Source organism: Nocardia sp. alder85J (assembly GCF_020176955.2).
Taxonomy (GTDB): domain Bacteria; phylum Actinomycetota; class Actinomycetes; order Mycobacteriales; family Mycobacteriaceae; genus Nocardia.
Genome location: NZ_JAIUCZ020000001.1, coordinates 1,034,496 through 1,059,905, shown reverse-complemented (window position 1 = coordinate 1,059,905; position 25,410 = coordinate 1,034,496). Strand labels below are relative to the sequence as shown.

Here is a 25,410-nt window from a genome sequence, read left to right as displayed (position 1 = left end):
CCGGTGCTCCACCGTAGCCCGGGGCCACCGCCGCCGACTGCGGCAGTCCCGTTGCCGCAGTTCGCTTCCGGAACCCCGCGGTCGCCGCTCATTCGCGCGACTCCGCGCCGCTGATTTCCGGGGTGCTCCAGCCCACGCTGGTCACCGACGGCTCCAGGCTCAACCGGCTGACCGCGGATTCCATCTGGCGGTCGTCGCGATGGTCGCCGGACAGTTCCGCGCGCACCTCGACCAGTCCGGGTCCGCTGTTGCGGCTGGCGATCGACAGCAGCCGGAAGTCGGTGCGCGACAACGCCTGTACCAGCAGCGCCCGCACGTGCGGTTCGTTCGCGTCGTCGGTGACCGCGGTGAACAGGTAGCTTGCCTGTTGCTCACCACCGGACTCCGGATGCCGGTCGACGGTCCGGCCCACCCAGCGCAACGCGGTGTTGACGGCGACGATCGCCACCGTCCCCGCGACCGCGGTCGGATACATCCCCGCCCCGGCCAGCGCGCCGACGGCCGCCGAGCACCACAGCGTGGCGGCGGTGTTGAGCCCGCGCACGCTCAGCCCCTCCCGCATGATCACACCCGCTCCGAGGAACCCGATCCCGGAGACGATCTGCGCCGCGACCCGCGTCGGATCCGCGGAGCCTCCGTGGAACCCGTTCGCCGACAACAAGACGAACAGGGTCGCGCCGGTGGACACCAGGGCATTGGTGCGCAACCCGGCCATCCGCGCGCGATACTGCCGCTCCAGACCGATCAGCACACCCAGCCCGACCCCGGCGGCCAGCCGGAGCAGCATGTCCACACTCGTCATGACACCCTTCCGGGTTCGCCGCCTCCGCGCCGCAAGCTACCGGAAGACGCCGGGACAGCCGCGCCGGTCACCGCTACCCACAGCGAATTGTTGGCAAATTGGCATGGACGGGCCCTTCGGACACTTCCGGCTCGTGGACACCGCCGGACATATGCCGGGCGAACCGGACCGGTTCCGGGTACCGCGGCCGTGCCGATGTCCGGCCGGTACCGCACCGAGGGCCGGTCCGGGCTCGGCGACCGACGTCTGCGTCACGGCACCGGCTGCGCTGCTGCGGCGGTGGGGTCGCACCGAATCGGCAGCCGCGCCCGGCGCCATCGGCGAGCCGACGCCCGGCCACGGCGCTGGGCGCGAGGGGGGCACGCGCTCGCCGCACCTGCCCCGGCCGACGACCGGAGGCTTCCCGTCCGCGCCGGTCAGCGCCGTGCTCGGGACGAACACTCGGCTCGATGCCGGACAGCCCCCGTTCGCGCGGCGAGCGGCGGCACCGTCGGCATCATGCTGCTCGACGACGGCCGATCGAGACCGTGCTCGGCGGCACGCGCGAACAGGCGCCTCGACGTCCGGGTGGGGTCGGCATCGTGTTCCGGATCAGGCCCGGTACATCGCCCGGTATGCGGCCAGCACGGCCACGATGTGTTCGATGACCTGGGCCCGGGTGGCCTTCAGCGATCCGTTGAGCCAGGCGGAGAACATGCCCGCGTTCCCGGCGGCCATGGTGACCGCGGCCAGCCGCCGCCGTTCCGGGTCGGCGATGTGACCGAACAGGTGATCTTGCAGCAACCGGGTGAAGGCGGGCATCACCGCGATGGTCGTCTGCCCCAGTCCGGTCGACGAATAGGGCTCGACCAGGAACAGCCGGGACTTGCGGGGGTCGTCGAGCACCTTGTCCACCAGGGCCGCGGCGACCCGGCGGTCCCGGTCGGGGTCTTCGCCGGCGGCGAAATCGGTCATGGGGTCGAGGAATTCCTCGGCGACCTGCCGATAGAGCGTGTCGAGCAGATCGTCACGGCCGGTGAAGCTCTCGTAGAAGTACCGGTCGGTCAGCCCCGCTCGCCGGCACACGGCCCGCATCGTGACCGCCGCGGCCCCGGCCTCCCCGATCAGATCCAGCGCCGCCTCCAGCAGCGCCGCGCGCCGCGCCTGCCGCCGCGCCGCCAGCGTGGTCCCGCCCCACAACCGCGACCCGGTCCCGGCTCCAGCACCGTCGACGCCGTCCTCCGGCTCCGCCTCGGCCCTGTCCTCCGGCTCGGTCCCGGCCCTGTCGTGAAGCGCTGCCACTGTCCCGTTCCCGAGACCTGTCCTCATGTCGTTCCCTGCGTCTGATCCGGCCCTGTCGGTAGTGGCTCCGAGGGTGTTCTCGGTGCCGGTGGGATCCTGACCGCTGTGCACCAGCCCACAGTAATGCCCCGGGAACCGGGCTTCCCGCCCCGTCTCGGCAGGCGGGCCGGACGGCGCCGCGCCGGCCGTCGGCGGCCGCCTCCGCGGCGGTGGTTTCCCGGGAAGTGGTCGCGCCGGGTCGGTGGCGCGCGGTGACGGGCTGTTGCGGTGTTCGGCCGCGTGGCTGGGCAGGCCGCCGGGATGGAGCCGTGCTCGCGGTCGGTAGCCGCCTGGCCGGCGGTTGGTCCCAGGCAGTGGGTTCGCGCCGGGCCGGTGTCGCCGGGTGGCCCGGCGGTGCCGGTGTCGGGCCGGATGGGCGCGGAAGTCATCGGTTGGTGGCACCGGCGGGGGCTGCGCGGAGACCGTGGGCCATCGGAGCCGTCCGGCATTACCCGGAACGCGAGTTGCTCGCAGTCTCAGCCACTTCGGAGGCTCCCCGGGAGGCCGGTGACAGGCGTGCGCCGCTGTGGTCGCGGTCCGGGACCTGCCGGTGGTGCGGCGGGGCGCAGCCGGGACGGTCGGCCGGGTGGTGTGGTGCGGTGCGGTGGGCTGGCGCAGCGGGGTTGTGCCGGGACGGTCGGCCGGGTGGCGGTGTCGACTCCAGCTGGGCGGAGGCGGTCGTGTCGCGGCCGTGACCTGCGGCCTGGGTGGATCGGTACCGAACGCGTGCTCTTGATTTGTTTGCGACCAGGTGGTAACCAAAGCGTTATATCGGAAACTTAGCTTCCGGAACGTTGATTGTGGCGTTGTGGCGGGAAGGGATCGGCACTGTGTTCAACCCCAGGACGGGGCTCCGCGCGGGGGTTGCCATGCCGGAGGCGCCCGCGACGGCCCGGCCGGTTGCACCGACTCGGCCCGTGCTGCTCGAACGGCGGCCGCGGCCGGAGCATGTGCCGCTGGCCCCGGCGCAGGAACGCATCTGGGACGATTCGCATCGTGGCCGGTCGATGGACTGGAACATGGTGCGCGCCTACCGGATTCGTGGTCTGGCGATCGATGCGGCGGCGCTGGTGGCGGCGGTCGGGGATGTGGTCGTGCGGCATCTGCCGTTGCGGACGCTGCATCCGCTGACCGAGCGTGGTCCCGCGCAGGTGGTCGTGGACACGCTGCCCGAGGTGCCGGTGACGGCGACGACCGAGGCCGAACTCCCGGCCCGGCTGGCCGCGTTCGCGTGTCACGATTTCGATCTGGCGACCGAGACGCCGATCCGGGCGGAGGTCCATCTGCTCGGCGAGCAGGACGCGGTGCTGGCGCTGGTGGTGCACCACATCGCCCTCGACGGTGCGTCGATCCAGCCGCTGCTGCGGGATCTGGTGACGGCGTATCTGGCGCGGGCGGCCGGGCAGGCGCCGGCCTGGACGCCGCTGCCGGTCGACTATCCCGATTACACGTTGTGGAAGCACGAGTCGCTCGGTGACCTCGCCGATCCGTGGAGCCGGGCCGGGCAGCAGCTGCGGTACTGGTCCAATGCGCTGGCCGGGCGGCCGAGCCGGTTGCCGATGCCCTACGACCGGCCGCGGCCGGTCGACCGCGACATCCGTGGTGACAGTGTCGCGGTCGCGTTCGACGCCGAGACGCACCGGCTGCTGCTGGACCGCGCGCAGCGGGTGCGCGGGAGTCTGTTCATGTTGTTGCAGACCGCGTTCGCGCTGGCGCTGGGTGAGTTCACGGGGTGCGCGGATGTGACGGTGGCGACCGCGGTCGCCGGCCGTGATCAGCGGGCGCTGACCGATCTGGTGGGTAATTTCTCCGACGATGTGCTGATGCGGGTGCGGCTGGATCGCGCCCTCGATGTCGACGATCTGATCGATCAGGTGCGCCGGGTGAGCCTGGCCGGGTTCGCGCATCCGGACACGCCGAATCCCCGGCTGCTGCGCTGCCTGCCCCAGGATGCCGAGCATCCGCTGTTCCAGGCGACGCTGATCCTGCAACGCGGCGCGGCGGAGACCGGTCACGAACCCGACGGGCTGTCGATCACCGAGGTGCCGATCGGGGTGCGTTTCGCCAAACACGATTTCGAGTTCGGCCTGGCCGAGCGCTACGACGCCGCCGGTGCACCCGCCGGGATCGACGGTGGCCTGTTGTATCCGGTCGTGCTGTTCGATCGCGAGACCGTGGCCGGATTCGTGGACCGCTTCGCCGAGTTCGTGCGGCAACTCGCCGACGGCTGCCCGCGCCCGCTGCCGGCGCCGCTCGGCGAGACCGCCGCCCGGCGCCGGTAGCGGCGACCGGCCGGTGGTTCAGCCGAGGATCTCGTCGATGTAGCACCACCGCCACGACTCCCCCGGTTCGACGCTGCGCATCACCGGGTGGCCGGTGCTGTGGAAGTGCCCGGTGGCGTGGTTGCCCGGCGAGGAATCACAGCAGGCGACGTGGCCGCAGGTCAGGCACATCCGCAGATGGACCCAGACCAGCCCGGCGGCAACGCATTCCGAGCACAGGTCGGGGGTGTCGGGGACACGGACCTGCGCGGCCGCGCGCAGATGGTCGCAACCGACGGCCAACGGTGCGGCCAGCAGGTCGGGGACCTCGACCTCGTCGGCCTCGACGACCCGGTCGACGATGGATTCCTCCATGTCCAGCTGGGCCATCACGTATTCCAGCACCTCGTGGTCGACGGCGCCGGAATCGCGTACCTGCAGCACGGTTTCGCGTTCGGCGCGCAGCATCGCCAGTCGTAGCCGCCGGTATTCACCGCTGGGGGTGATGCGCAGCGATTCCGAGCGGCCCAGTTGTTCCCAGGCGGTGTTGGCCCGGCGGGTGACCCGGTCCTTGAGCGCCGTCACGATTTCCGGCGGGGTCTCCGGCACGATCTCGGCCTCGAGCGCGGCCAGTCCGGCGGTGGTGGCCTGTTGCAACAGGTTCGCCTGTTGCAGGGCGTCCTCGGCGCGGCTGGGCCCGCGCAGCCGCAGCAGCCGGATCAGCCACGGCAGCGAGATGCCCTGCAACAGCAGGGTGCCGCCGACGACGACCAGCGCCAGCAGTTTCAGCGTGGCCAGCTGCGGGGTGTCCGACGGCAGCAGCAGGGCGCCGGCGAGGGTCACCACGCCGCGCATGCCCGCCCACGACACCACCGCGGGCGCGGTCCACGCGGGCCGGGGTTTGCCGCGGGGGCGGGATTCGACGAACCAGGCGAAGTAGGTGGAGGGGAAGCACCAGATCGGCCGCACGACGATGACGGTGGCCAGGACCGCCAGGCAGGTGAGCCCCAGGGTGAGGTGCGACAGTCCGCCGTGCCAGGCGTCTTCGAGGATGTGCCGCACCTGCAGGCCCATCACCAGGAATACCGCGTTCTCCAGGATGAACTGGATGGTGCGCCAGTTGGTGCGCTCGGCGATCCGGGAGGCGGCGGTCTGCCACACCGGCGCTCCCTGGCCGAGGATCAGCCCGCACACGACGCCGGCGATGACGCCGGAGGCGTGCACCGCTTCGGCGGGCAGGTAGGCGGCGAACGGGGCCACCAGCGACACGCTGGTGTCCAGCACCGGATCCACGATGCGCAGCCGCAGCACCGCCAGCACCGCGGCCGCGACGCCGCCGATCAGCGCGCCGCCGATGGTGGCCCACAGGAAGTTCGCGCCGGCCTGCCAGATGCTGAACGCCCCGGCGGAGGCGGCGACCGCGGTGCGCAGGGCGACCAGGGCGGTCGCGTCGTTGAACAGGGCCTCGCCCTCGAGCAGGGTCACGATGCGCCGCGGCATGCCGACGCGGCGGGCGATCGCGGTGGCGGCGACCGAATCCGGTGGCGACACCACCGCCCCGATCGCCACCGCGGTCGCGAACGGCACGGCCAGCATCTTCCACACCACCAGCGCGACGGCGAACGTGCTGAACAGCACCAGCCCGACCGACAGCAGAGCGATCGACACCTTCTTGGGCCGGAACTCCACCAGCGAGGTGCCGATGGTGGCGGTGTACACCAGCGGCGGCAGCAGGCCCAGGATCACGATCTCCGGGTTGATGTCGATGCGGGGCACGAACGGCAGGTACGACGCCACCACCCCCGCGACGGTCAGCAACAACGGCTCGGCCACCCCCAGCCGTCGCGCCAGCGCGGCCAACGCCACCGCCACCGCCACCAGCAGCACCAGCCCGACTGCGATCTCCACCTGACGTATCGTGCCAGCGCCAGCGCCCGAGGGCACAATCACGGCCGCCATCACAGACCACCTTCGGTGATCACACATCCCCCATCGCGGGCACGCCGAATCACGGTGCGGCCACGGGACGGTCACGGATAGGATCGCGACATGTCGGCCACCGTCCCCGAGCCAGAGACCCGAATACCCGAGCCGGCGGCCGAGCCGGCCGGTCACGTGGCGGCCACCACGGCACTCGCGTCCACCACCGCCGAACCGGCCACCCGCGGCAGCGAAACCGGCAGCGTCGGCGCCGGTAGCAGCGCCGGGGCGAGCGTTCGGGTGCCGGGCGCTGCCGAGGCGACCCTCGACACCCTGGTGGCCGCCACCGCGAGCATCGGCGCACGGGTGGACGGCCTCGCCGAGCGACTGGATCGGCACGGGAGACGATTCCACGAGATCGAGGCGCGGCCGGCCGGGTCCGGCGCGCACTCCGCCGAGCGTTTCCAGCATCTGATGACGGCGATCAACATCCTCGGCGCGCAGACCCGGGAGCGGCTGGATCGGCAGGAACTGCGCCTCGAGCGCATCGAGCAGAAGGTGCAGGAGACCGACGCCCGCAGCCGTTCGGTGGAGGAGAATCTGGCCGAGATCCGGGACATGCTGCTTCGAGCCCTCGAGCGCGGATGACCGGCCACCGGCCCGTATCGGCACGTGGCGCACACGTGCAGTCACTGCCATTTCCGTCATACCGGTGGTGTGCCCGTCGCCCGCCTCGGGTGGAGATCACGAACATTGCAGTTCGTGCGGGCAGCCGGGGGTCGGCTGCGCATGACACTCATATCGGGCACGCATACTGATGGGCGTGAGCGCGTTTCGGGACAGTTCGTCATCGGGGCCGATCGGGCCCATCTCCGGTCCGATAGGCAGGCCACGGCCCCGGCGCAGTGAATTGGTGCTGTGCGTGGCGGCGGTGGCGCTGGTGGTGCTGGCCGGGCTGGGGATGTCGTCGTCCACCGGGGGCGCCGGATCGCTGCGGTGGGCGCTGGCGGTGTTCGCCGGGCTGGTGCTGCTGGCGCATCTGGCGGTGCGGGTGCTGGCGCCGAAGGCCGATCCGGTGATCCTGCCGTGTGTGGTGCTGCTCAACGGCCTGGGCCTGGTCCTCATCGATCGGCTGGACCGGGCGGAGGCCGCCACGGCGACGGCGATGGGCAAGCCGGTGCCCTCCTCGGACGCGGCCCATCAGCTGGTGTGGACCGCGGCGGGCATCGCGCTGTTCGCGCTGCTGCTGGCGGTGGTGCGCAATCACGGGCAGCCGGCGAAATACGCGTACACCTGCGGGCTGGCGGGTCTGGTGCTGCTGCTGATCCCCGCGGCGCTGCCGTCGCGATTCAGTGAGGTCAACGGCGGCAAGAGCTGGATCATGTTCCACGGCTTCTCGATTCAGCCGGGTGAGTTCGCGAAGGTGCTGCTGCTGATCTTCACCGCGTCCTTCCTGGTGAGCAATCGGGAGTTGTTCACCAGCGCCGGTCGGCGGATGCTGGGCTTCACGGTGCCGCGGCTGCGCGATCTGGGTCCGCTGCTGCTGGTGACGCTGGTGTCGGTGCTGGTGCTGGTGTACGAGAAGAACCTGGGGTTCTCGCTGCTGGTGTTCGGCACCGTGCTGGCCATGGTGTACATCGCCACCGGGCGGGCGTCGTGGCTGCTGATCGGGATCGCGATGTTCGCCGTCGGCGCGGTGATCGCCTATCACCAGTTCGCGCACGTGCGGGTGCGGGTGCAGGTGTGGGAGGACCCGTTCGCCACCTACTACACCAACGGGTATCAGATCGCGCAGGCGTTGTTCGGGCTGGGCACCGGCGGGCTGCTGGGTGCGGGGCTCGGCGGCGGCCGCCCGCAGGAGGTCCCGTTCGCGAAGACCGACTTCATCGTCTCCACCATCGGCGAGGAGCTGGGCCTGGTCGGGCTGACGGCGATCATCCTGCTGTTCGCGATGATCACCTTCCGCGGTTTCACCGCGGCGCTGGCGACCCGGGACGCGTTCGGCAAACTGCTCGGCGGCGGGCTGGCGTTCTCGCTGGGCTGGCAGTTGTTCGTGGTGGTCGGCGGCGTGACGAAGCTGATCCCGCTGACCGGTCTCACCACCCCGTTCATGTCCTACGGCGGGTCGTCGCTGCTGGCGAACTACATCATCATCGCGTTGCTGATGCGGATCTCCCACGATGCCCGCACGGTCGCCGCCCCGGCGTCACCGCCCCCGCCGCCGATCGCGGAGGCGATGACCGAGCACATCAAGCAGTCCTCGCGCCGGAACTGACCACGCGCTCACGGCCACATGTCGCCGCCGGTGAGCAGGTCGCCGGTGGTCAGCGCCACGCAGTCGTCGTGATCGGCGGCGGTGAGCCGGTCGCAGTCGACCAGGCCGTCACTGGGTCCGGCTGTCCGCTGCACGGCGGGGGCCTGGGCCGGGGGTGCGGACGGGGATCCGGAGGTGGCGACGGCGCCGGCGAGCCCGGCCACGGTGAGGATCAGTGCGGTGGCGATCGCCGAGCGGACGCCGGCGCGGTCGAGCCGCTCTCGCAGTGCACCCGGGTGCGCCCAGGTGCCCGGCCGCGGAATGGTGACGACGGCCATGGCAGTACTCCTTCATCAGATGCCGGTCACGCCTCCGGGCATCCGGTCTCGCCCGGGACTGCGGCGGCCGACCGTTCCAGCGTCACCCCCGCCCCGGCATGCCGTCAATCGAGCCGTACGGATTCACTGCCGTTGTTTACGGCCCGGCCACACGAGGTAACCGGGACGCTACGTGGCGGGCTCGCCGGGCAGCCGCACGGGGTTCGGCACCCGCGCGGCGAGGCCGTCGAGGATGCACAGCAGCCCGAAGTCGAAGGCGACCGCGTAGCCGGTGTCGCGGTCGGCGTACTGGACGGCCCGGTAGTCGGCGAGCAGTTCCGGGTAGTCGGCGGCGAGCTGGTCCGCGGAGGCGACGACGTTGTCGACGGTCCAGTCCGTGCCCGCGTCGGCCATCTTGCGCGCGCTGATCTCCGGGCCGACCTGGCCCAGCACGAAACTCATGAGGGTGCCGGCGGCGAGGTAGATGTCGGTGCCGGTGAATCCGGCCTGCACGAACGTCTTGCGCAGCCGTTCCAGCAGGGCGAACGCGTGCGGGCCGACGCTGGGGAACTGCCCGGCCACGGTAGCCACCCACGGGTGTTGCAGCACGGTGGCGCGCATGCTGTAGGCGAAGGTGGTCGCCGCCGCCCGCCAGCTCGCGATGTCGGGTTCGGGGACCTCGACCAGCGCCCAGATCTCGTCGAGGGCCAGTTCCAGCAGGTCGTCCTTGTTCGCGACGTGCCAGTACAGGCTGGTGGCGCCGGCGCCGAGTTTGCTGCCGAGTTTGCGCATGCTCAGCGCGTCCAGGCCCTCGGCGTCGAGCAGCGCGATCGCGGCGGTGACGATCTGCTCGCGGCGCAGCCCGGCGTTTTTGGGCCGGCGTGGTTCGCGGCTCCACACGGAGGAAAACGGCCTGGTCACATCGAGTCACTGTAATTCAATGGCACAGCGTTCGAATTCATCGTACGGTGTGCGAGTGGAATCGAACGCTGTACGAGAGCCCGGCGCAGAGGCGGTCCGCGACCCGCGCCGCTGGTGGATCCTGGTGGTCCTGTGCCTGTCACTGCTGGTGCTGATGATCGACGGCACCGTCCTCAACCTCGCCATCCCGTCGCTGATCCGTGAACTACACGCCACCCCGCAGGACGTGCAGTGGATCCTCGACGCCTACGTCCTCGTCTTCGCCGGGCTGTTGCTGACCGCGGGCAGCCTGTCGGACCGGTTCGGCCGCCGCCGCGCGCTGATCCTCGGCCTGGCCCTGTTCGGCGTGGCCTCGCTGGCCGCGGTCCTCGCCGACGCGCCCTGGCAGGTCGTCGGCGCCCGCGCCCTGATGGGCATCGGCGGCTCCCTGCTGATGCCCTCGACGCTGTCGATCCTGATGACCACCTTCGACGACTCCGAACGGCGGCAGGCGATGGCCGCGTGGTCGACGGTCGCGATGGTCGGCGTCGTCCTCGGCCCCACCCTGGGCGGCCTACTGCTGCAACACTTCTGGTGGGGCTCGGTGTTCCTGCTCAACATCCCGGTGGCCCTGCTGGCCATCCTCGCCGCGATCGCGCTGATGCCCGAGACCCACGGCGAGCAGCGGCCGGTCGACGTGCCCGGGGTCCTGCTGTCGATCGTGACGCTGACGGCCACGGTGTACGTGATCATCCAGCGGCACTGGAACATTCCGATGATCGCGCTGGCGGTCGCGGCCGGCGCGGGGTTCGCCTACCGGGAGTACCGGGCGGCTCATCCGATGCTGCCGCTGGCGGTCTTCCGCAGCCGCGACTTCACCGGCACCTGCCTGACGCTGCTGCTGATGGTGTTCGGCATGGGCGCGGTCCTGCTGATGCTCACCCAGTACCTGCAATTCGTGCTCGGCTACGGCCCGATGAAGGCGGGCCTGGCCCTGCTGCCGTACGCGACGTCGGCCGCGCTGTGCAACGGGCTGGGCGCCACCCTCGGCCGGTCCCTGAGCAACAAGACGCTCATCGTGTCCGGACTGCTGGTGATGAGCGCGGCGTTCGCGGTGCTGGCCCAGGCCGACAACTATCCATGGGTGCTGGCGAGCATGCTGATCATGGGCGTCGGCGGCGGCCTGGCCGGTCCCGCGGCGTACTCGGCGATCATGAGCGCCATCCCGGTCGAGCACGCCGGGGTCGGCTCGGCGATGAACGACACCCTCCAGCAGGTCGGGATGGCGATCAGCATCGCGGTCCTGGGCAGCGTGCTGGCCGGGGTGTTCACCGCGCACATGCCCGCCGACATCCCCGCCGCCGCCCGCGACTCCCTCGGCGCGGCCTTCCAGTTCGGCTACGCGGCGCCCGCGCGCGCCGCCTTCACCGCCGCCATGTCGGCCGGAGCCTGGATCAGCGCCGGATTCAGCCTCGCCGCCGCGGCGCTGGGCCTGGTACTGCTGCGCACCCGCCGCCCCGCGCAACAGCAACCGGCGCCGGCGGCCTGAAACACGCGGACGCCGCCCGGGTCACGGTGGACACCGTGGCCCGGGCGGCGTCCGATCCTGCCGTGTGCCCCGCCGCGGGGTGCACCACCCCGCGATCGAAGGTCGAGAAGGTCAGTGCCCCATCATGACCGGCGCGTCGGTGACATCCGCCGGCGCGATCTTCTTGCGCGGCAGGAAGAACGCCGGAATCAGGGTGAGCGCTATCAGCACCACCGCGACGATGTAGGTGTGCCCGAACGCCCGGGCGGCCTGTTCGAAGCCCTCGGCCAGCTTGCCCGGTGGCAGATGCATCTTGATCGACGGATCGAACCAGGAGGCGATCGCCGGTCGCGCGAACTCCTCGTTCTTCAGCAACGTCGTCAGCACCATCGACATGGTCGCGGTGCCGATCGAGCCGGCGGTCTGGTTCACGATGTTCATCAGCGTCGACCCGCGCGCCACCTGCTGATGGGTCAGCGTCTGGATCGCCGCGGTCATCGTCGGCATCATGGTCCAGCCCATGCCCATACCGACGATGAACAGCACCACGCAGATCTGCCAGAACGGGGTATCCGAGTGCAGCGTGGTGAAGAACGTCATCGCGATCGTGATCACCGCCAGGCCGGTCAGCACGATCCGGCCGGGACCGATCTTGTCGACCAACCGGCCGCCGATCGGCACGGTCAGCATCGCCCCGAGACCCTGCGGGGCCACCAGCAGGCCCGCGTGCAGCGGCGACTCACCACGCACCTGCTGCAGGTAGCTCGGCAGCAGCAACATGCCGCCGAAGAACGCGATCGCGAACAGCAGCATCGTCACCGATGCCGCACGCAGGCTCTTGTTGCGGAACAACCGCAGATCGATCAGCGGATGTTCGGTGCGCATGGCATGGAAGACGAACGCCACCATCAGCACCACGCCGATCACCGCCGGAATCAGCACCCGCGCGGCCAGCACGGTCTGCTTCTCCGGGATCGAGGAGACACCGAACAGGAACAACGCCAGGCCCGGCGACGCCAGCAGCATGCCCAGGAAGTCGAAGGACTCCGACGGCTGCGGGTTGTCCGGCTTGAGCACCAGGAACGCCGAAACCAGCGCGACGACGCCGATCGGCAGGTTGATCAGGAAGATCCAGTGCCAGCTGAAGTTGTCGATCAGCAGGCCACCGAGGATCGGGCCGCCGATCGGGCCCAGCAGCATCGGCACGCCGAGCACCGCCATCACCCGGCCCATCCGCTGCGGCCCCGCCGCGTGGGTCATGATCGTCATGCTCAGCGGCATCAGCATGCCGCCGCCGAGGCCCTGCAGGACGCGGAAACTGATCAGCATGCCGATATTGGCCGCGGTACTGCACAGCAGCGACCCGGCCACGAAGAACACCAGCGCCGCCATGTACAGCCGTTTGGTACCGAAGCGGTCGGCCGCCCACCCCGTGAGCGGGATGACCGTGGCCAGTGCCAGCGTGTAGCCGGTCATCGTCCAGGCGACGATCGCGTAGCTGGCGTTGAATTGATGCTGGAAGGTGGGAAGCGCTACGTTCACCACGGTGACGTCGAGGATCGACATGATCGCGCCGAGCACGACCACGCCGGCCACTTTCAGCACCGCGGCGTCCAGCTTGTCGGACGCCGGGTCCGACTGCGCCGTCTGGTTATCCGGAGGAGGGGTCACCGGTTAAGCCTCCCATGTCCACAGCCGTATGACCAGCTCGTTTCACCCACCATAGAGCTATTGTTCAGCAATCGCCACCGGTCGTCGGCCCCGGCCCACCGGCAACCGGCGTAGGCTGAATTCCCGGGCGATCCGCACCGGATTTTCCCCTGGCCCGCAAGGAGATCCACGCGATGACCGACCCGGTGCGGGGAATGACCGGTACGCTCACATCGCCGATCCGTGGCGCAGGAATGCTCGGGGAGGTCCTGGTCGCGATCCGAGGGGGCACGGAAATCTACATCGCACGCTCCGACGAGCCACTGGCCGCCGGCACCACCGTCCTGGTCGTGCAGGTGAACCCGGGCCGCATCGTCGACGTAGTGCCGTGGATACCCCTCGACCTCGAACCGGGCGGGGAAGCACCGAATCACACGAAATAATAACAGGGAGAAGGACAATCGTGCTGGGCTATCACGTGCCCGAGCCCGACGAGGCCATGCTGGTCAGCGGCGGGCGCGCGCGGGACAATGCACCGTTTCGGGTCGTCATCGGCCGCGGCACCTGGGTCATGCCACTGTTCCGGAAGGTCAGATACCTGTCACTGGCGATGTTCGAAGCCGAGATCGGCGAACGCTGCGTCACCAAACAGGCTGTGCAACTGGACGTCCGGGCCGTCATCGCCTTCAAGGTCGCCAACGACACCCCCTCGATCGTCAATGCCGCCCAGCGATTCCTGTCCGAACAGGAACGGGAGATGTCGGTGCTCACCGGCCGCATCTTCTCCGGGCACCTGCGATCGATCGTGGGCTCCATGACCGTCGAGGAGATCATCCGCGAACGGCAGAAACTCGCCGACGAGGTGCTCATCGCCTCCAAGATCGAGATGAGCAACATCGGCCTGTGGGTCGATTCCTTCCAGATCCAGTCCATCGACGACGGCAACCTGGGCTACATCGCCGCCCTGGCCGCCCCGCACAACGCGGCCGTGCAACGCGACGCCCAGATCGCCCAGGCCGCCGCCGCCCAGGAGTCCGCCGCCGCCGAACAGGAGTCACTGCGCAAACGCGCCGAATACCAGCGCCAGACCGCGATCCTGCAGGCGGAATACCAGCGCGATATCGACAAGGCGAAAGCCGAAGCGGCACAAGCCGGTCCGCTCGCGGAGGCGATCGCGTTGCAGGAGGTCCTCACCGCCCAGGCCGAACGCGCCCGCAAACAGGCCCAGCTGCGCGAACAGCAGTTGCAGACCGAGGTCGTCAAACCCGCCGAGGCCGAGGCCGAACGCGTGCGCATCCTCGCCCAGGCCGAGGCCGACCGCACCCGCATCCAGGCCGAGGCCGCCGCCTCCAACAACCGGATCGCCTTGGACCAGTTGCTGATCGAGCAACTGCCCGAGATCGTGAAACAGGCCGCCGGTGGCCTGTCCGGCGCCAATCTCACCGTCCTCAACGGCCCCGACGGCGTCGGCGAAATCATCAACGGGATGGTGGGCCAGGGACTGACGGTGTTCAATTCGCTGCAGAAGGCACTTTCCCCGGTCAACGACCACGACGGCGGATAAAGTGGCGGCAAGGGACGGCTACGAGGAGCAGGTGTAGGTGGCTATCGGGAAATTGGTGTCCTTCGATAGTTCGCGGGGGTTCGGATTCATCCGCCCGGACGACGGCGGGCCCGACGTGTTCGTACATGTGAACGACATCGGACTGGACGAGGACGAACTGCGGCAGGGGCGGGTGTTCGAATTCGAGGTGACCGAGGGCGACCGCGGCCCCAAGGCGGTCAACCTCACCCTGGCCGCGGGACAGCCGCCCGCACCGCCGCGGCACCGGGGCCGCGGCGGCCCCGCCGGTCAACTGTCCGCCGCCGAGCACAAACGGCTCATCACCGAATTGCTGCTCGACGCCAGCCCCGCTCTCACCGCCGGGGAAATACTCACCATCCGCGACCGGCTGACGGCATTCGCCGAACAGCACGGGTGGCTGGAGAATTAGCGAGGATACGATCTCGGTCGGATGCCGCGGGCGATGATTCCCGTTCGCCCGCGTCGTCTGCCGTGTGAGCCGCGGTGACCGCCGCGGCCGGTACACGGAAACGACCCGAGGAGGATCGCGTGGACCTGCCCGTCATGCCTCCGGTGAAACCGATGCTGTCGAAATCGGCCTCGGATCTGCCGGACGACCCGGATCTCTACTACGAACCGAAATGGGACGGCTTCCGCTGCGTCGTCTTCCGCGACGGCCCGGAAATCGAACTCGGCTCCCGCAACGACCGCCCGCTCACCCGCTACTTCCCGGAACTGGTCGAACTGCTCGCCACCGCATTGCCCGGCAAATGCGTCGTCGACGGCGAGATCGTCGTCGTCACCGACCGCGGCCTGGATTTCGACACCCTCCAGAACCGCCTGCACCCGGCCGCCTCCCGCGTCGCGAAACTCGCCGCTGAGACCCCGGCCAGCTTCGTCGCCTTCGACCTGCTCGCCCTCGGCGACCGCGACCTCACCGCCGAACCCTTCCACGAACGCCGCCGCATCCTCGAGACCCTGCTCGAGTCCAGCCCCGGCCGCACCCACCTCACCCCGATCACCTCCGATCCCGGCACCGCCCGCGACTGGTTCACCCGCTTCGAGGGCGCCGGCTTCGACGGCGTCATGGTCAAGGCCAAGGACCTGCCCTACCTCCAGGACAAACGCGCCATGATCAAGGTGAAACACGAACGCACCGCCGACTGCGTCGTCGCCGGATTCCGCCGGCACAAAGACGGCCAGGGCATCGGCTCGCTGCTGCTGGGCCTCTACGACGACGAAGGCCGCCTGCACCACGTCGGCGTCGCCGCCAGCTTCACCGCCGCCCGCCGCAAGGAACTGGTCACCGAACTGGAACCCCTGCGCGCCGGCGCCCTGGAGAACCACCCCTGGCGGGAATGGGCCGACGCCGCCGCCGCGGCCCGCGCCGACGGCCGGATGCCCGGCGGCATCAGCCGCTGGACCGGCACCAAGGACCTGTCCTGGGAACCGCTGCGCGCCGAACTGGTCGCCGAGGTCCGCTACGAACACGTCCAAGCCGGGCGATTACGCCACGGCGGCCGCCTGGTCCGCTTCCGCGACGACCGCACCCCCGAATCCTGCACCTACGCCCAGCTCGACGAGGTCGCCCCCGCCGAACTCGCCGACATCTTCGCCGAGGCCGCCTCGTGAGCGCCGACAAACTCGACCTCGAGGTCGACGGCCGCACCCTCACCGTCAGCAATCCCGGCAAGATCTACTTCGGCACCCGCGGCGAAACCAAACTCGACCTCGTGCGCTACTACCAGGCCGTCGCCGAACCCCTGCTGCGCACCACCGGCGACCGGCCGGTCCTGCTCGAGCGCTACCCCGACGGCGCCGGCGGCAAATCCTGGTTCCAGAAACGCGTCCCGAAATCGGTGCCCGACTGGTTGCAGACCACCGTCGTGTCCACCCCCAACGGCACCACCAGCGACGCTCTCGTCGCCGCCGACCTCGCCCACCTGCTGTGGGCAGTGAACCTGGGCTGCTTGGGCTTTCACGTCTGGCCCACCCACGCCGGCGCCGACACCCGCAGCACCGCCGCGCCGGTCCACGACGCCGCCGGCGCCGTCCTGCCACCCACCGGCGTCACCGACGAACTGCGCATCGACCTCGACCCGTCGCCGGGCATCGACTTCGACGACCTGCGCGCGGCCGCCTACGCCACCCGCGACCTGTGCCGCGACCTCGGCATCGACGCCCGCGTCAAGACCTCCGGCTCCCGCGGCCTGCACATCTACGCGCTGCTGCTCCCACAGTGGGACGGCTACCAGGTCCGCGCCGCCGCCGTGGCCCTGGCCCGCGAACTCGAACGCCGCCACCCCGACCTCATCACCGCCGCCTGGTGGAAGGAGGAACGCGGCCGCCGCGTCTTCGTCGACTACAACCAGAACGCACCGCACAGAACGGTTTTCGGCGCCTGGTGCGTCCGCCCCCGGCTCGACGGCCGGGTCTCCACACCCGTGTCCTGGGACGACCTCGCCGGCATCGATCCCGCCGAACTCACCCTCGCCACCGTGCCCGCCCGGCTCGCCGCCCTCGGCGATCCGTGGGCCGACCGCACCCCACAATCACTGGAACCATTGCTGGAGATGTCGCGCGCGGATCTCGCGGCCGGACTGCGGGACGCCCCCTGGCCACCGGTCTATCCGAAGATGCCCGACGAGCCCCCGCGCGTCGCCCCCAGCCGCGCCCGCAAAGAGGACTGAACCTTCCGCACCTGAACTGTTGACCGACGCCGAGCCGGGAGTAAACTGACAGTTACACCGGAACACCGGATCACGCTTCGTACCTCCGCAGAGACGTCTGCGAACGTCGACGAGACGTGATCGCAGGCTCCGGCCAGGCCCCCGGCAAGCCAACCGCACAACCGGAATCGACAGCGACGACTGAGGTTCACGGATACGGCGAAGGCTACCGGGGACTGCGCTGTCCGGGGCCGGTCACTGCTCCGGGCGCGGACCCTCGATCCGCGGGAACGATTCGGTGATCACCGCCATCAAGGTGTCCGCCAGCAGGTACTGCACCTGCTCCCGGCTCAGGCTGCCACGCGAGATCCATTCCCGCCCAGCCGCTTTCACCAGACCGCCGTAGGCCCGCACCAGCCCGCGCAACTGCTCGCCGTGCGGCGAACCCTCCAGCCCGACACTGCGCAGCACCCGTTCCGCGGCCGCGTCGTCGGCCTCGTCCAGGATGCGCTGCACATCCGGATCGTCACCGATCCCCTCGTGCCCGGTCACCTTCACCCAGGTACTGCCGTGCGCGCCGATGGTGTCCAGCAGCCAGGAGACACTCGCCTCCACCCGCTCCCGCATCGACCCCGACGGCGCCATCATCGACTCCTCGCGCGGCAACGTCACCATCCGCCGCACCACCGCGAGATACAGGTCCCGCTTGTTGCCGAAGTAGTGGTTGATCAGCCCGCGCGCCACCCCGGCCCGCTGCGCCAGCTCCGCCGTCGACACCGCCGCGTACGGGCGCTCACCGAACATCTCGATCGCGCACTCCAGAATCTGCGCGCGCCGGGCATCCGGCTCCAACCGCCGGCGTGCGGGCGGTTCGGTGGCCATCGCGAGCACCGCGGGCCAGGCTGGGCTTTCAGAGCGACCGGGCGACAAGGTTCTTCATCACTTCGTTGGCGCCGGCGAGGATACGCAGCACCCGCGCCCCCGTGTACAGCTGGGAGATCGGGTACTCCGTCATGTATCCATAACCGCCGAACAGTTGCAGACAACGGTCCACCACGATACCCAATTGATCGGTGAGCCAGTATTTCGCCATTGCGGCAGTGGGAATGTCGAGCTCACCACGCAGATGCCGGACGAGGCAGTCGTCCAGGAAGGTCCGGCTCACCACCCTGCTCCGGATCGGTCTTGGCCGCGATCACGATCCCGTCGCACAGCCAGCCGTTGGAGATGAAGATCTTCGACCCGGTGATCACGTATTCGTCGCCCTCGCGCACCGCGCGGGTCGCGATGTTCTGGAGATCCGACCCGGTACCCGGTTCGGTCATCCCGATCGACAGCACCATCTCACCACTCGCCGCCCGCGGCAGCACCCGCCGCTTCAGCTCGTCGGACCCGAAGTGGTACAGGTACGGCGCGATGATCGAGGAGTGCACCGGCATGCCCATCGCACCGTCGCCGGCCTTCACCTGCTCCTCGACGATGGCCGCCTCGTGCGCGAAAGTCCCTCCGCCACCGCCGTATTCGACCGGCAGCGCCGAGCACAACAACCCCAGCTCCCCGGCGCGCCGATACAGCGCGCGATCGGGATGACCCTGTGCGACGAACTTCTCCTCGTGCGGGACGACCTCCTTGTCGAAGAACGCCCGCGCCAGCTCCCGGACGGCCTCGACCTCGTCGTCGCTCCATGGGGCGCGCGCCATCGCTGCCACCTCATCACTCGCACCGGCCCGATACCGGCGATCCGGCACCAGCCTGAACTTCTGTTGGCAAGATGTCAACAAGTCAGGGTCAGTCCGCCTCCCGCGGCCGGTTCCGCTCCGCCAGCGTCGCGAAGATCGGCACCCGCGGATCGGCCTCGACACCCTGCCGCCGCAGGAACCCGTCGATCAATCCCCACACCAGTTCCGTTGTCCGGCGCACGAATTGGTCCACCGAATGCTCGGGCCCGGACAACCACAGATCCGTCACCGCCAGCACCGCACCCACCATCGCGCGGGCCAGATAGTCGATGCCGGCGGTCTCGATCCCCACCGCCTCCGCGACCGCCCGGGCCAGCTTCTCGAACCGCTGCGCCACGTCCCGGCCCAGCTCGAACGGCACCACCGGCCCCTCCGCACCGGCCGGCACCTGTGTCTGCACCAGGAACCGGAAGACGTTGGGATGCGCCAGAATTCCCGACGCATACGCGCCCAGCACCCGGCTCAGCGCGGCCCGCGGCGGCTGCAACAACACCGTCATGTCCTCACCGGTAGCGGCAAAAGCGTTGCGCGACATACGATCGGCTATCTCGGTGTAGAGATCCGCCTTGTCCGCGAACTGCCGATACAGTCGCGGCTTGGTGATCCCGGCCTCCCGGGCGATGTCGTCCATGCTCGGCCGCGGACCGGCACGGTCGATCACCCGGACCGCCGCGTCGACGATCTCGGCACGAGTGATGCGAGGCGATCCGGATCGGATGCTGGACACGATGCTCGACTTCCATGAAGACACCAAATATTCCCATTGGAAGCATATACGTACCCCCGGTACGTGACGCCGCGGCGGCGGATTCCCGACCTCCCGCAGTCCGGCCATGCCCGCACCCAGCCACATGTGAGCGACCGCATACCAGGAAATAGCCGTACCAGGCCCGAGAAACCGGCGGTATCGACTAACGTACCGACGGTACGACTCGGCGTGAACAGCGGCCCAACCGCCCTCGTCCGGTCGCGCGCACACCGCGCGCAGGGCTCGAAGTCCGAGGGGTCGGGCCCTGCGCGGTGGAAGCGGGAACCACCGGGTGCCGGACCATCCGGGTGCCGGTGCGACAATGGTGCGGCCTCGCCCTCATCCGACCGCCGCACGAAGGACCGACCCGCACCACGATGGCCGACCACGACTCGATCCCCAGCGACACCGCTGCCCCGGCCATCGACCCCGCGGATCTCGCGGTCTGCCTGCGCGTCCTCGACCAGGCGGCGCAACTGGACAAGACCCACCCCGACTCCCTCGCCGTGCAGCGCGCGGTCGGCTACATGTTCAAGACGCTGAAGCAGCGCCGCCGGACCGAGGCCCGCGACCGGGTCGCCACCGCCGACAAGGCCGTGCTGGCCGCCACCGCCACCGCCTCACCCCACCGCATCGACGACGAGACCGCGGGCATCCAGATCTCCACCACGACCACCGGTGCCAGCGCCGGCACCCTGCTGCGCCCGCGGCCCTGCTACATCTGCAAACAGCGCTACACCCGCGTCGACGCCTTCTACCACCAGCTGTGCCCCGACTGCGCCGCCAAGAGCCACGCCAAGCGCGACGCCCGCACCGACCTCGGCGGCCGCCGCGCGCTGCTCACCGGCGGCCGCGCCAAGATCGGCATGTACATCGCGCTGCGCCTGCTGCGCGACGGCGCCCACACGACGATCACCACCCGGTTCCCCAACGACGCGATCCGCCGGTTCAAGGCCCAGCCCGACAGCGCCGACTGGATCCACCGGCTGCGCATCGTCGGCATCGACCTGCGCGACCCCGCTCAGGTGGTCGCGCTCGCCGACGATGTCGCCGCGCGCGGCCCGCTCGACATCCTCATCAACAACGCCGCCCAGACCGTCCGCCGCTCGGCCGGCGCCTACAGCGCGCTCGCCGACGCCGAATCCGGCCCGCTGCCCGCCGGTGAACTGCCCGACCACTTCAGCTTCGGCAAGACCACCCAGGCCCACCCGACCGCGCTGACCGCCTCGCTGACCCCCACCCTGTCCGCCGCCGCCATCACCGAACTCGCCCTGGTCGCGGGTTCCGCGACCCCGGAACGGATCTCGGCCGGCATCGCCATCGACGCCGGCGGCCTGGTACCCGACCTCGCGCACACCAACAGCTGGGTGCAGACCGTCGCCGAGGTCGACCCGACCGAGCTGCTGGAAGTGCAGCTGTGCAACTCGGTGGCGCCGTTCATCCTCGTCTCGCGACTGCGCCCGGCCCTCGCCGCCGCACCTGCCCGCCGCAAGTACGTCGTCAACGTCTCCGCGATGGAGGGCCAGTTCTCCCGCGGCTACAAGGGCCCCGGCCATCCGCACACCAATATGGCCAAGGCCGCGCTGAACATGCTCACCCGCACGAGTGCCCGCGACATGTACGAGACCGACCGCATCCTGATGACCGCCGTCGACACCGGCTGGATCACCGACGAACGGCCGCACTACACCAAGATCCGCCTCGCCGACGAAGGCTTCCACGCCCCCTTGGACCTGGTCGACGGCGCCGCTCGCGTCTACGACCCGATCGTCCGTGGCGAAGACGGCCACGACCTCTTCGGCTGCTTCCTCAAGGACTACGAACCGTCCGACTGGTGAGCCCTTTTTCTCTGGGCGTTCTTTGATGAGTAGGTGAGATTCTTCGGATCCCTTCCCGACTCGCTTCGGCGTGACTCATAGTTAGATGCGCATATTTCTGTACCACTATTTCGAATATTCGATTCTGCACCCACCCAGACCTGGATGTTCACCGGACGGGTTGCGATCCGCCGGCCACCGGAGGTCGGCGCCCGGACCGCACTCCCCCCACTCCGGCCCGATGTTCGGGCCCTCCGGTGATCCGCAAAGACACTGTTACGCAAGCCGATTCGCTGACGGTCCACTCCCCTGTCACTGCACGACACGCCGATCGGTCGACAGATCGCCGAATGCGCATATCCGAGTATCGAAATTCGAAGAATCAGAGCTGGTCTCCGGCCTTTCCGGCATCGCCCACAGCCCTCGAAACACTGGTCGACACAACGGCTCTCACGACCTCACCGCGGCACGAGTCAACCGGAAGCTACCGATCGGGTTACGGCAGAGCAAGGTTCGCGCCTAGGGTGGAGATCATGATCGAAGCCGTGGTTTTCGATGTCGGGGAGACACTGGTCGACGAGACCCGCCGGTACCAGGATTGGGCGGATTGGATCGGCGTGCCACGTCTCACGCTGATGGCAACCCTCGGCGCCGCCATCGCGCGCGGCCGGGAGTGGACCGATGCGATGCGACTGTTCCGGCCCGACTTCGACATTCGCCGAGATGCCGAATTGATGTCCGCCGCAGGCTATCCCGACGGCTTCACCGAGGCCGACCTGTACCCCGACGTCCGGCGCGCACTCGACCGCCTGCGCGACCGCGGCCTGTGGATCGGCATCGTCGGTAACCAGCCGGTCCGCACCACCCCGATCCTGCACGCGATGGACCTGCCCGTCGACTACATCGCCACCTCCGACGAATGGGGTCTGCGCAAGCCCGATCCGGCCTTCTTCGACCGCGTCGCGGCCATCGCCCCCTGCCCCCGCGACCGCCTGGTGTACGTCGGCGACCGGGTGGACAACGACGTGGTGCCGGCCAAGGACACCGGCCTGCGCTCCGCATTCCTGCTGCGGGGCCCCTGGGCCTGGATCCAGCAGGACTCCCCCGCCGCCGCCCGCGCCGACTGGCGTATCTCGGCGTTGACCGAACTACCCGAGCTGATCGACGCCGACGCCGCCTGACCCGCCTACCCTGGAAGGGTGATGTACCGCCTGCTCGCGGACGCCACCGCCGGGGTGCATTTCCTGTTCGTCGCCTACCTCGTGGTGGGCGGCTTCCTCGCATGCCGCTGGCGCCGGACCATCTGGACCCACCTCGCCGCCGTGATCTGGGGCTTCGGCACCGTCCTGTTCGACCTCACCTGCCCCCTGACGAATCTGGAGAACTGGGCCCGCCGGCGCGCCGGCGAAGCCGGACTGCCACCGAGCGGCTTCATCGACCACTACCTCACCGGTGTGTTGTACCCGCGTAGTGCACTGGAGCTGGTGCGGGTGTTGGTGGTGCTCGTGGTGGTCACGTCCTGGGTGCTCTACCTGCGGTTTTATCGTCGCCGGAGCGCTCAGGTCGTCAGATGAGCCTCGCCGCGGGCGGCGGCGCGATGAGCCCACCGCGCACCATCGGCACGCAACAGCCGCACCCGCACCGCAGCGAGTACGACCAGCCGCGCGCATTCGGACTCGAGCGCAGCCACCCGCTCCTCGCCGACGAGCCCGGCCCGCACATCCGGATGCACCGCAATGGTTTACACACCCGCCGACCGCCGGATCGAGGACATGCCCGAGTCCGGTGATCGGGATCGTTCGGTCCATCGTGGTGTGCGATCGAAGTCGGCCTGGCAACGGGAAACCACGAATGCTCCGGATCGCTATGCGGTGGCCGTGTCCCACCAGTCCAGGACGCGAGCGGCGTGGAAGGTGAGCCATGAGGAGGGTTGGCCTTCGGGGGCGTCGGTATCGAACCAGACCCGGCCGGGGTGGGGGGTGCCCTGGAGCCAGGTGCCGTCGGGCTGCCGGGCGGCGCGGATGTGGGTGATGGCGTCGGTCATGCGGGGGTCCGGTGGGGTGCCGTCGTGGCGGGCGGCGGACCGGAAGTAGTCGGCGGCGTTGAGGATGCTGTAGGTCCAGCGGGGTGGGTGGATGAAGCGGTCGACCCAGTCGCCGACGGGTTGGCCGGTGGTCAGGCGGCGGAACAGGTTGCGCTGCAACAGATATTCCTCGCCGGCGTGGCGGGCCGCGTGGGTGGCGTCGGTGCCGCCGGTGGCGATCTCGTGGGCGAGCAGGCCTTTGAGGGAGTTGAGGGTGGAGTGGAAGGAGGAGCGGGTGGAGCCCTCGACCCATTCGCAGTTCCAGCCGCCGTCGGGCAGACGGTGTTCGACGAACCAGTCGGCGAGGCCCGTGACGTCGGCGCCGAGCCAGACGCCGTTGGCGAGGGTCCAGCCGTTGATGCAGCAGTCGACCTCACCGTCCCAGTAGGGCAGGTTCTCGTATTCCCAGCGGCTGTGCTCGGCGAGCAGTTCGGCGGTGTGGTTCTGCTGGAGCACCGAGGCGTCGAGTCCCCATTCGCGCAGGGTGTTGAGGGTCCAGGTGGTGGCGGTCCAGGGCTGGCCGCTGGTTTCGCGGGTGTGGAAGTCGAAGTCGGCGGGGAAGAAGGCGCCGCCTGCCCATTGGCCGTCGGGGTCCTGGAGCGCCAGCAGTCGTGCGCCGTAGCCCTCGGTGGCGATACGGGCGCGGGTGGCGGTCCAGACCTCGGGGGGCGCGTGGAGCAGGTCGCGTTCGACCTGCCAGCGCAATGTGGGGTCGGAGTCGGTCAGCCAGGCGATCGGCACGTCGGGCGTCATGACCGCCGACTCTAGCGAGTCCGGCCGTTCGGCGCAGGACCGCACGGCGTGTCGGTGATCCCGCGTTTCGCGCCAATAGCACGGCGCCACAAGGTGTCACGCGAAAAGGGGACCACCTCACGGCGGCGCGGGGGGCCATTCTCGGACACGTGCGGCGGTGTGCGATCGTTCGGCCGCCCAGGCTCCCAGGAGACCGAGATGAACGGCCAGAGCAGCACGACAGCACGGCGCAAACCGCGGGGGCGATTCTCGTTCCCGCTGACCGTGTTCGGCATCGCGGCCGCGGTGTCGGTCATCTTGTTGTGGACGTACTTCCGGGTCTGGGATCCGAGTACGGCTCGATTCTCGATGCGGTTGCATCCGGTGTTCTTCCCCCTGCTGCTGGTGCACATCACCGGCGCATCGGTGGCGATGGCGACCTGCGTCGCGCAGTTGTCACCCTGGTTGCGGCGGCGGCATCCACGGATTCATCGGTATGTCGGGTGGGTCTATGTCTTCGGCGGGGCCGGGATGGCCTCCGGCGCCGGGCTGATCCTGCTGTCCGTCTGGCCGGAGCCGCCGCTGAACGAGTTCAGTGACATCATCACCGGCGCGATCTGGTTCGGCGCCACCGCCGCGGCCTATCGGTTCGCCCGGCAGCGGCGCTACGCCGATCACCGGCGGTGGATGCTGCGCAGTTTCGCGATCACGGCGTCGTTCCCCATCACCTTGATCTTCTTCATCCCGCTCGGCTGGATCCTGCGCGCGGACGCGCATTCGCAGTTCTCCGCGAGCCGGCTCGCGTTCTCCGAGATGCGATCCGGGCTGAACACCTGGCTGAGCTGGATCGTGCCGTTCCTGGCGGTGGAGTGGTGGATGGATCGGGATCTGCTGCGCCGGTCACGCGCGGCGCGCGACGCCGCGGCCGAATCACGCCGGCCCGCGGCGGGTTCCGTGCGGCCGGTCGAAACACGGGTTCCGGCACGCGAATCCGCCGAGGCGCCGGTGGTCGTCGCCGAATCCGCCGACTTCACGGCCGAATCGACCGTGCCGGTGCCCGAGCCGGTGGCGGGCTCGGCGCCGGCCGTCTGAGGCGAACCGTGACC

Annotated in this window: 23 protein-coding genes and 1 pseudogene; 13 read left to right on the top strand and 11 right to left on the bottom strand. The window is 69.6% G+C overall.

What is annotated here, in order from left to right:
• Positions 1-88: 88 nt before the first annotated feature.
• Together LBW94_RS04840 and LBW94_RS04835 are read right to left on the bottom strand one after the other, a co-directional pair.
• Positions 89-802, bottom strand: a complete 714-nt coding sequence (locus tag LBW94_RS04840) for an MgtC/SapB family protein (RefSeq protein WP_225058669.1) — start codon at positions 800-802, stop codon at positions 89-91.
• A gap of 591 nt (positions 803-1,393) precedes the next feature.
• On the bottom strand, positions 1,394-2,083 hold the full coding sequence (locus tag LBW94_RS04835) for a TetR/AcrR family transcriptional regulator (protein ID WP_225058668.1): 690 nt from the start codon (positions 2,081-2,083) through the stop codon (positions 1,394-1,396).
• Positions 2,084-3,039: 956 nt separating this feature from the next.
• Here LBW94_RS04835 and LBW94_RS04830 point away from each other — a divergent pair.
• Complete coding sequence (locus tag LBW94_RS04830; RefSeq protein WP_225058667.1) at positions 3,040-4,404, top strand: condensation domain-containing protein; 1,365 nt, start codon at positions 3,040-3,042, stop codon at positions 4,402-4,404.
• Between the two features lie 18 nt (positions 4,405-4,422).
• On the opposite strand, the gene LBW94_RS04825 is transcribed toward LBW94_RS04830, so the two are convergent.
• Positions 4,423-6,291, bottom strand: a complete 1,869-nt coding sequence (locus LBW94_RS04825; RefSeq protein ID WP_266269883.1) for a Na+/H+ antiporter — start codon at positions 6,289-6,291, stop codon at positions 4,423-4,425.
• 141 nt (positions 6,292-6,432) lie between these two features.
• Between LBW94_RS04825 and LBW94_RS04820 the strand changes: the two genes are divergently transcribed.
• Together LBW94_RS04820 and LBW94_RS04815 are read left to right on the top strand one after the other, a co-directional pair.
• Positions 6,433-6,951: a hemolysin XhlA family protein gene (locus LBW94_RS04820; protein WP_225058666.1), complete on the top strand. Its 519-nt coding sequence runs from the start codon at positions 6,433-6,435 to the stop codon at positions 6,949-6,951.
• Between the two features lie 169 nt (positions 6,952-7,120).
• A complete protein-coding gene (locus tag LBW94_RS04815; protein WP_225058665.1) occupies positions 7,121-8,578 on the top strand; it encodes an FtsW/RodA/SpoVE family cell cycle protein in 1,458 nt (485 codons plus the stop codon).
• Positions 8,579-8,586: 8 nt separating this feature from the next.
• Here LBW94_RS04815 and LBW94_RS04810 read toward each other — a convergent pair whose 3' ends face one another.
• Positions 8,587-8,895 carry a hypothetical protein gene (locus LBW94_RS04810; protein ID WP_225058664.1) on the bottom strand — a complete coding sequence of 103 codons (309 nt, stop codon included), beginning with the start codon at positions 8,893-8,895 and terminating at the stop codon, positions 8,587-8,589.
• 168 nt (positions 8,896-9,063) lie between these two features.
• Positions 9,064-9,795, bottom strand: a complete 732-nt coding sequence (locus tag LBW94_RS04805) for a TetR/AcrR family transcriptional regulator C-terminal domain-containing protein (protein ID WP_225058663.1) — start codon at positions 9,793-9,795, stop codon at positions 9,064-9,066.
• A 55-nt stretch (positions 9,796-9,850) separates the two neighbouring features.
• On the opposite strand from LBW94_RS04805, the gene LBW94_RS04800 reads away from it, so the two are divergent.
• Positions 9,851-11,323 (top strand): MFS transporter, encoded by a 1,473-nt coding sequence (locus LBW94_RS04800; protein WP_225058662.1) that lies wholly within the window; start codon positions 9,851-9,853, stop codon positions 11,321-11,323.
• Positions 11,324-11,434: 111 nt separating this feature from the next.
• On the opposite strand, the gene LBW94_RS04795 is transcribed toward LBW94_RS04800, so the two are convergent.
• Entirely contained in the window at positions 11,435-12,973 is a 1,539-nt protein-coding gene (locus LBW94_RS04795; protein ID WP_225058661.1) for a DHA2 family efflux MFS transporter permease subunit, read from the bottom strand.
• A 173-nt stretch (positions 12,974-13,146) separates the two neighbouring features.
• On the opposite strand from LBW94_RS04795, the gene LBW94_RS04790 reads away from it, so the two are divergent.
• The 5 genes from LBW94_RS04790 (at position 13,147) to LBW94_RS04770 (ending at position 17,206) form a co-directional block, all read left to right on the top strand.
• The gene (locus LBW94_RS04790; RefSeq protein ID WP_225058660.1) at positions 13,147-13,395 is read left to right on the top strand and encodes an NfeD family protein; all 249 of its coding nucleotides are present in this window, start codon (positions 13,147-13,149) and stop codon (positions 13,393-13,395) included.
• A 20-nt stretch (positions 13,396-13,415) separates the two neighbouring features.
• Entirely contained in the window at positions 13,416-14,516 is a 1,101-nt protein-coding gene (locus LBW94_RS04785; RefSeq protein ID WP_225058659.1) for an SPFH domain-containing protein, read from the top strand.
• A gap of 37 nt (positions 14,517-14,553) precedes the next feature.
• The gene (locus tag LBW94_RS04780; RefSeq protein ID WP_225058658.1) at positions 14,554-14,946 is read left to right on the top strand and encodes a cold-shock protein; all 393 of its coding nucleotides are present in this window, start codon (positions 14,554-14,556) and stop codon (positions 14,944-14,946) included.
• Positions 14,947-15,065: 119 nt separating this feature from the next.
• Positions 15,066-16,148 carry an ATP-dependent DNA ligase gene (locus tag LBW94_RS04775; RefSeq protein ID WP_225058657.1) on the top strand — a complete coding sequence of 361 codons (1,083 nt, stop codon included), beginning with the start codon at positions 15,066-15,068 and terminating at the stop codon, positions 16,146-16,148.
• On the top strand, positions 16,145-17,206 hold the full coding sequence (locus tag LBW94_RS04770; protein ID WP_225058656.1) for a DNA polymerase domain-containing protein: 1,062 nt from the start codon (positions 16,145-16,147) through the stop codon (positions 17,204-17,206). The genes LBW94_RS04775 and LBW94_RS04770 overlap by 4 nt, the downstream gene beginning before the upstream one ends.
• 234 nt (positions 17,207-17,440) lie before the next feature.
• On the opposite strand, the gene LBW94_RS04765 is transcribed toward LBW94_RS04770, so the two are convergent.
• From LBW94_RS04765 to LBW94_RS04755, 3 genes and pseudogenes are all read right to left on the bottom strand, one after another.
• Entirely contained in the window at positions 17,441-18,067 is a 627-nt protein-coding gene (locus LBW94_RS04765) for a TetR/AcrR family transcriptional regulator (protein ID WP_225058655.1), read from the bottom strand.
• Between the two features lie 28 nt (positions 18,068-18,095).
• Positions 18,096-18,885, bottom strand: a pseudogene (locus LBW94_RS04760) (acyl-CoA dehydrogenase family protein).
• 88 nt (positions 18,886-18,973) lie between these two features.
• Positions 18,974-19,651 (bottom strand): TetR/AcrR family transcriptional regulator, encoded by a 678-nt coding sequence (locus LBW94_RS04755; RefSeq protein WP_225058654.1) that lies wholly within the window; start codon positions 19,649-19,651, stop codon positions 18,974-18,976.
• Between the two features lie 398 nt (positions 19,652-20,049).
• On the opposite strand from LBW94_RS04755, the gene LBW94_RS04750 reads away from it, so the two are divergent.
• The 3 genes from LBW94_RS04750 (at position 20,050) to LBW94_RS04740 (ending at position 23,063) form a co-directional block, all read left to right on the top strand.
• Positions 20,050-21,510: an SDR family NAD(P)-dependent oxidoreductase gene (locus LBW94_RS04750; RefSeq protein WP_225058653.1), complete on the top strand. Its 1,461-nt coding sequence runs from the start codon at positions 20,050-20,052 to the stop codon at positions 21,508-21,510.
• 512 nt (positions 21,511-22,022) lie between these two features.
• Complete coding sequence (locus tag LBW94_RS04745; RefSeq protein WP_225058652.1) at positions 22,023-22,670, top strand: HAD family hydrolase; 648 nt, start codon at positions 22,023-22,025, stop codon at positions 22,668-22,670.
• A gap of 18 nt (positions 22,671-22,688) precedes the next feature.
• On the top strand, positions 22,689-23,063 hold the full coding sequence (locus LBW94_RS04740; protein ID WP_225058651.1) for a DUF2784 domain-containing protein: 375 nt from the start codon (positions 22,689-22,691) through the stop codon (positions 23,061-23,063).
• Here the strand turns inward: LBW94_RS04740 and LBW94_RS04735 are convergent.
• A complete protein-coding gene (locus LBW94_RS04735) occupies positions 23,048-23,221 on the bottom strand; it encodes a hypothetical protein (protein WP_416276848.1) in 174 nt (57 codons plus the stop codon). The two genes, LBW94_RS04740 and LBW94_RS04735, sit on opposite strands and share 16 nt — an antisense overlap.
• Positions 23,222-23,353: 132 nt before the next feature.
• A complete protein-coding gene (locus LBW94_RS04730; RefSeq protein WP_225058650.1) occupies positions 23,354-24,325 on the bottom strand; it encodes a squalene cyclase in 972 nt (323 codons plus the stop codon).
• Between the two features lie 198 nt (positions 24,326-24,523).
• Between LBW94_RS04730 and LBW94_RS04725 the strand changes: the two genes are divergently transcribed.
• A complete protein-coding gene (locus LBW94_RS04725; protein WP_225058649.1) occupies positions 24,524-25,396 on the top strand; it encodes a DUF2306 domain-containing protein in 873 nt (290 codons plus the stop codon).
• Positions 25,397-25,410 lie beyond the last annotated feature (14 nt).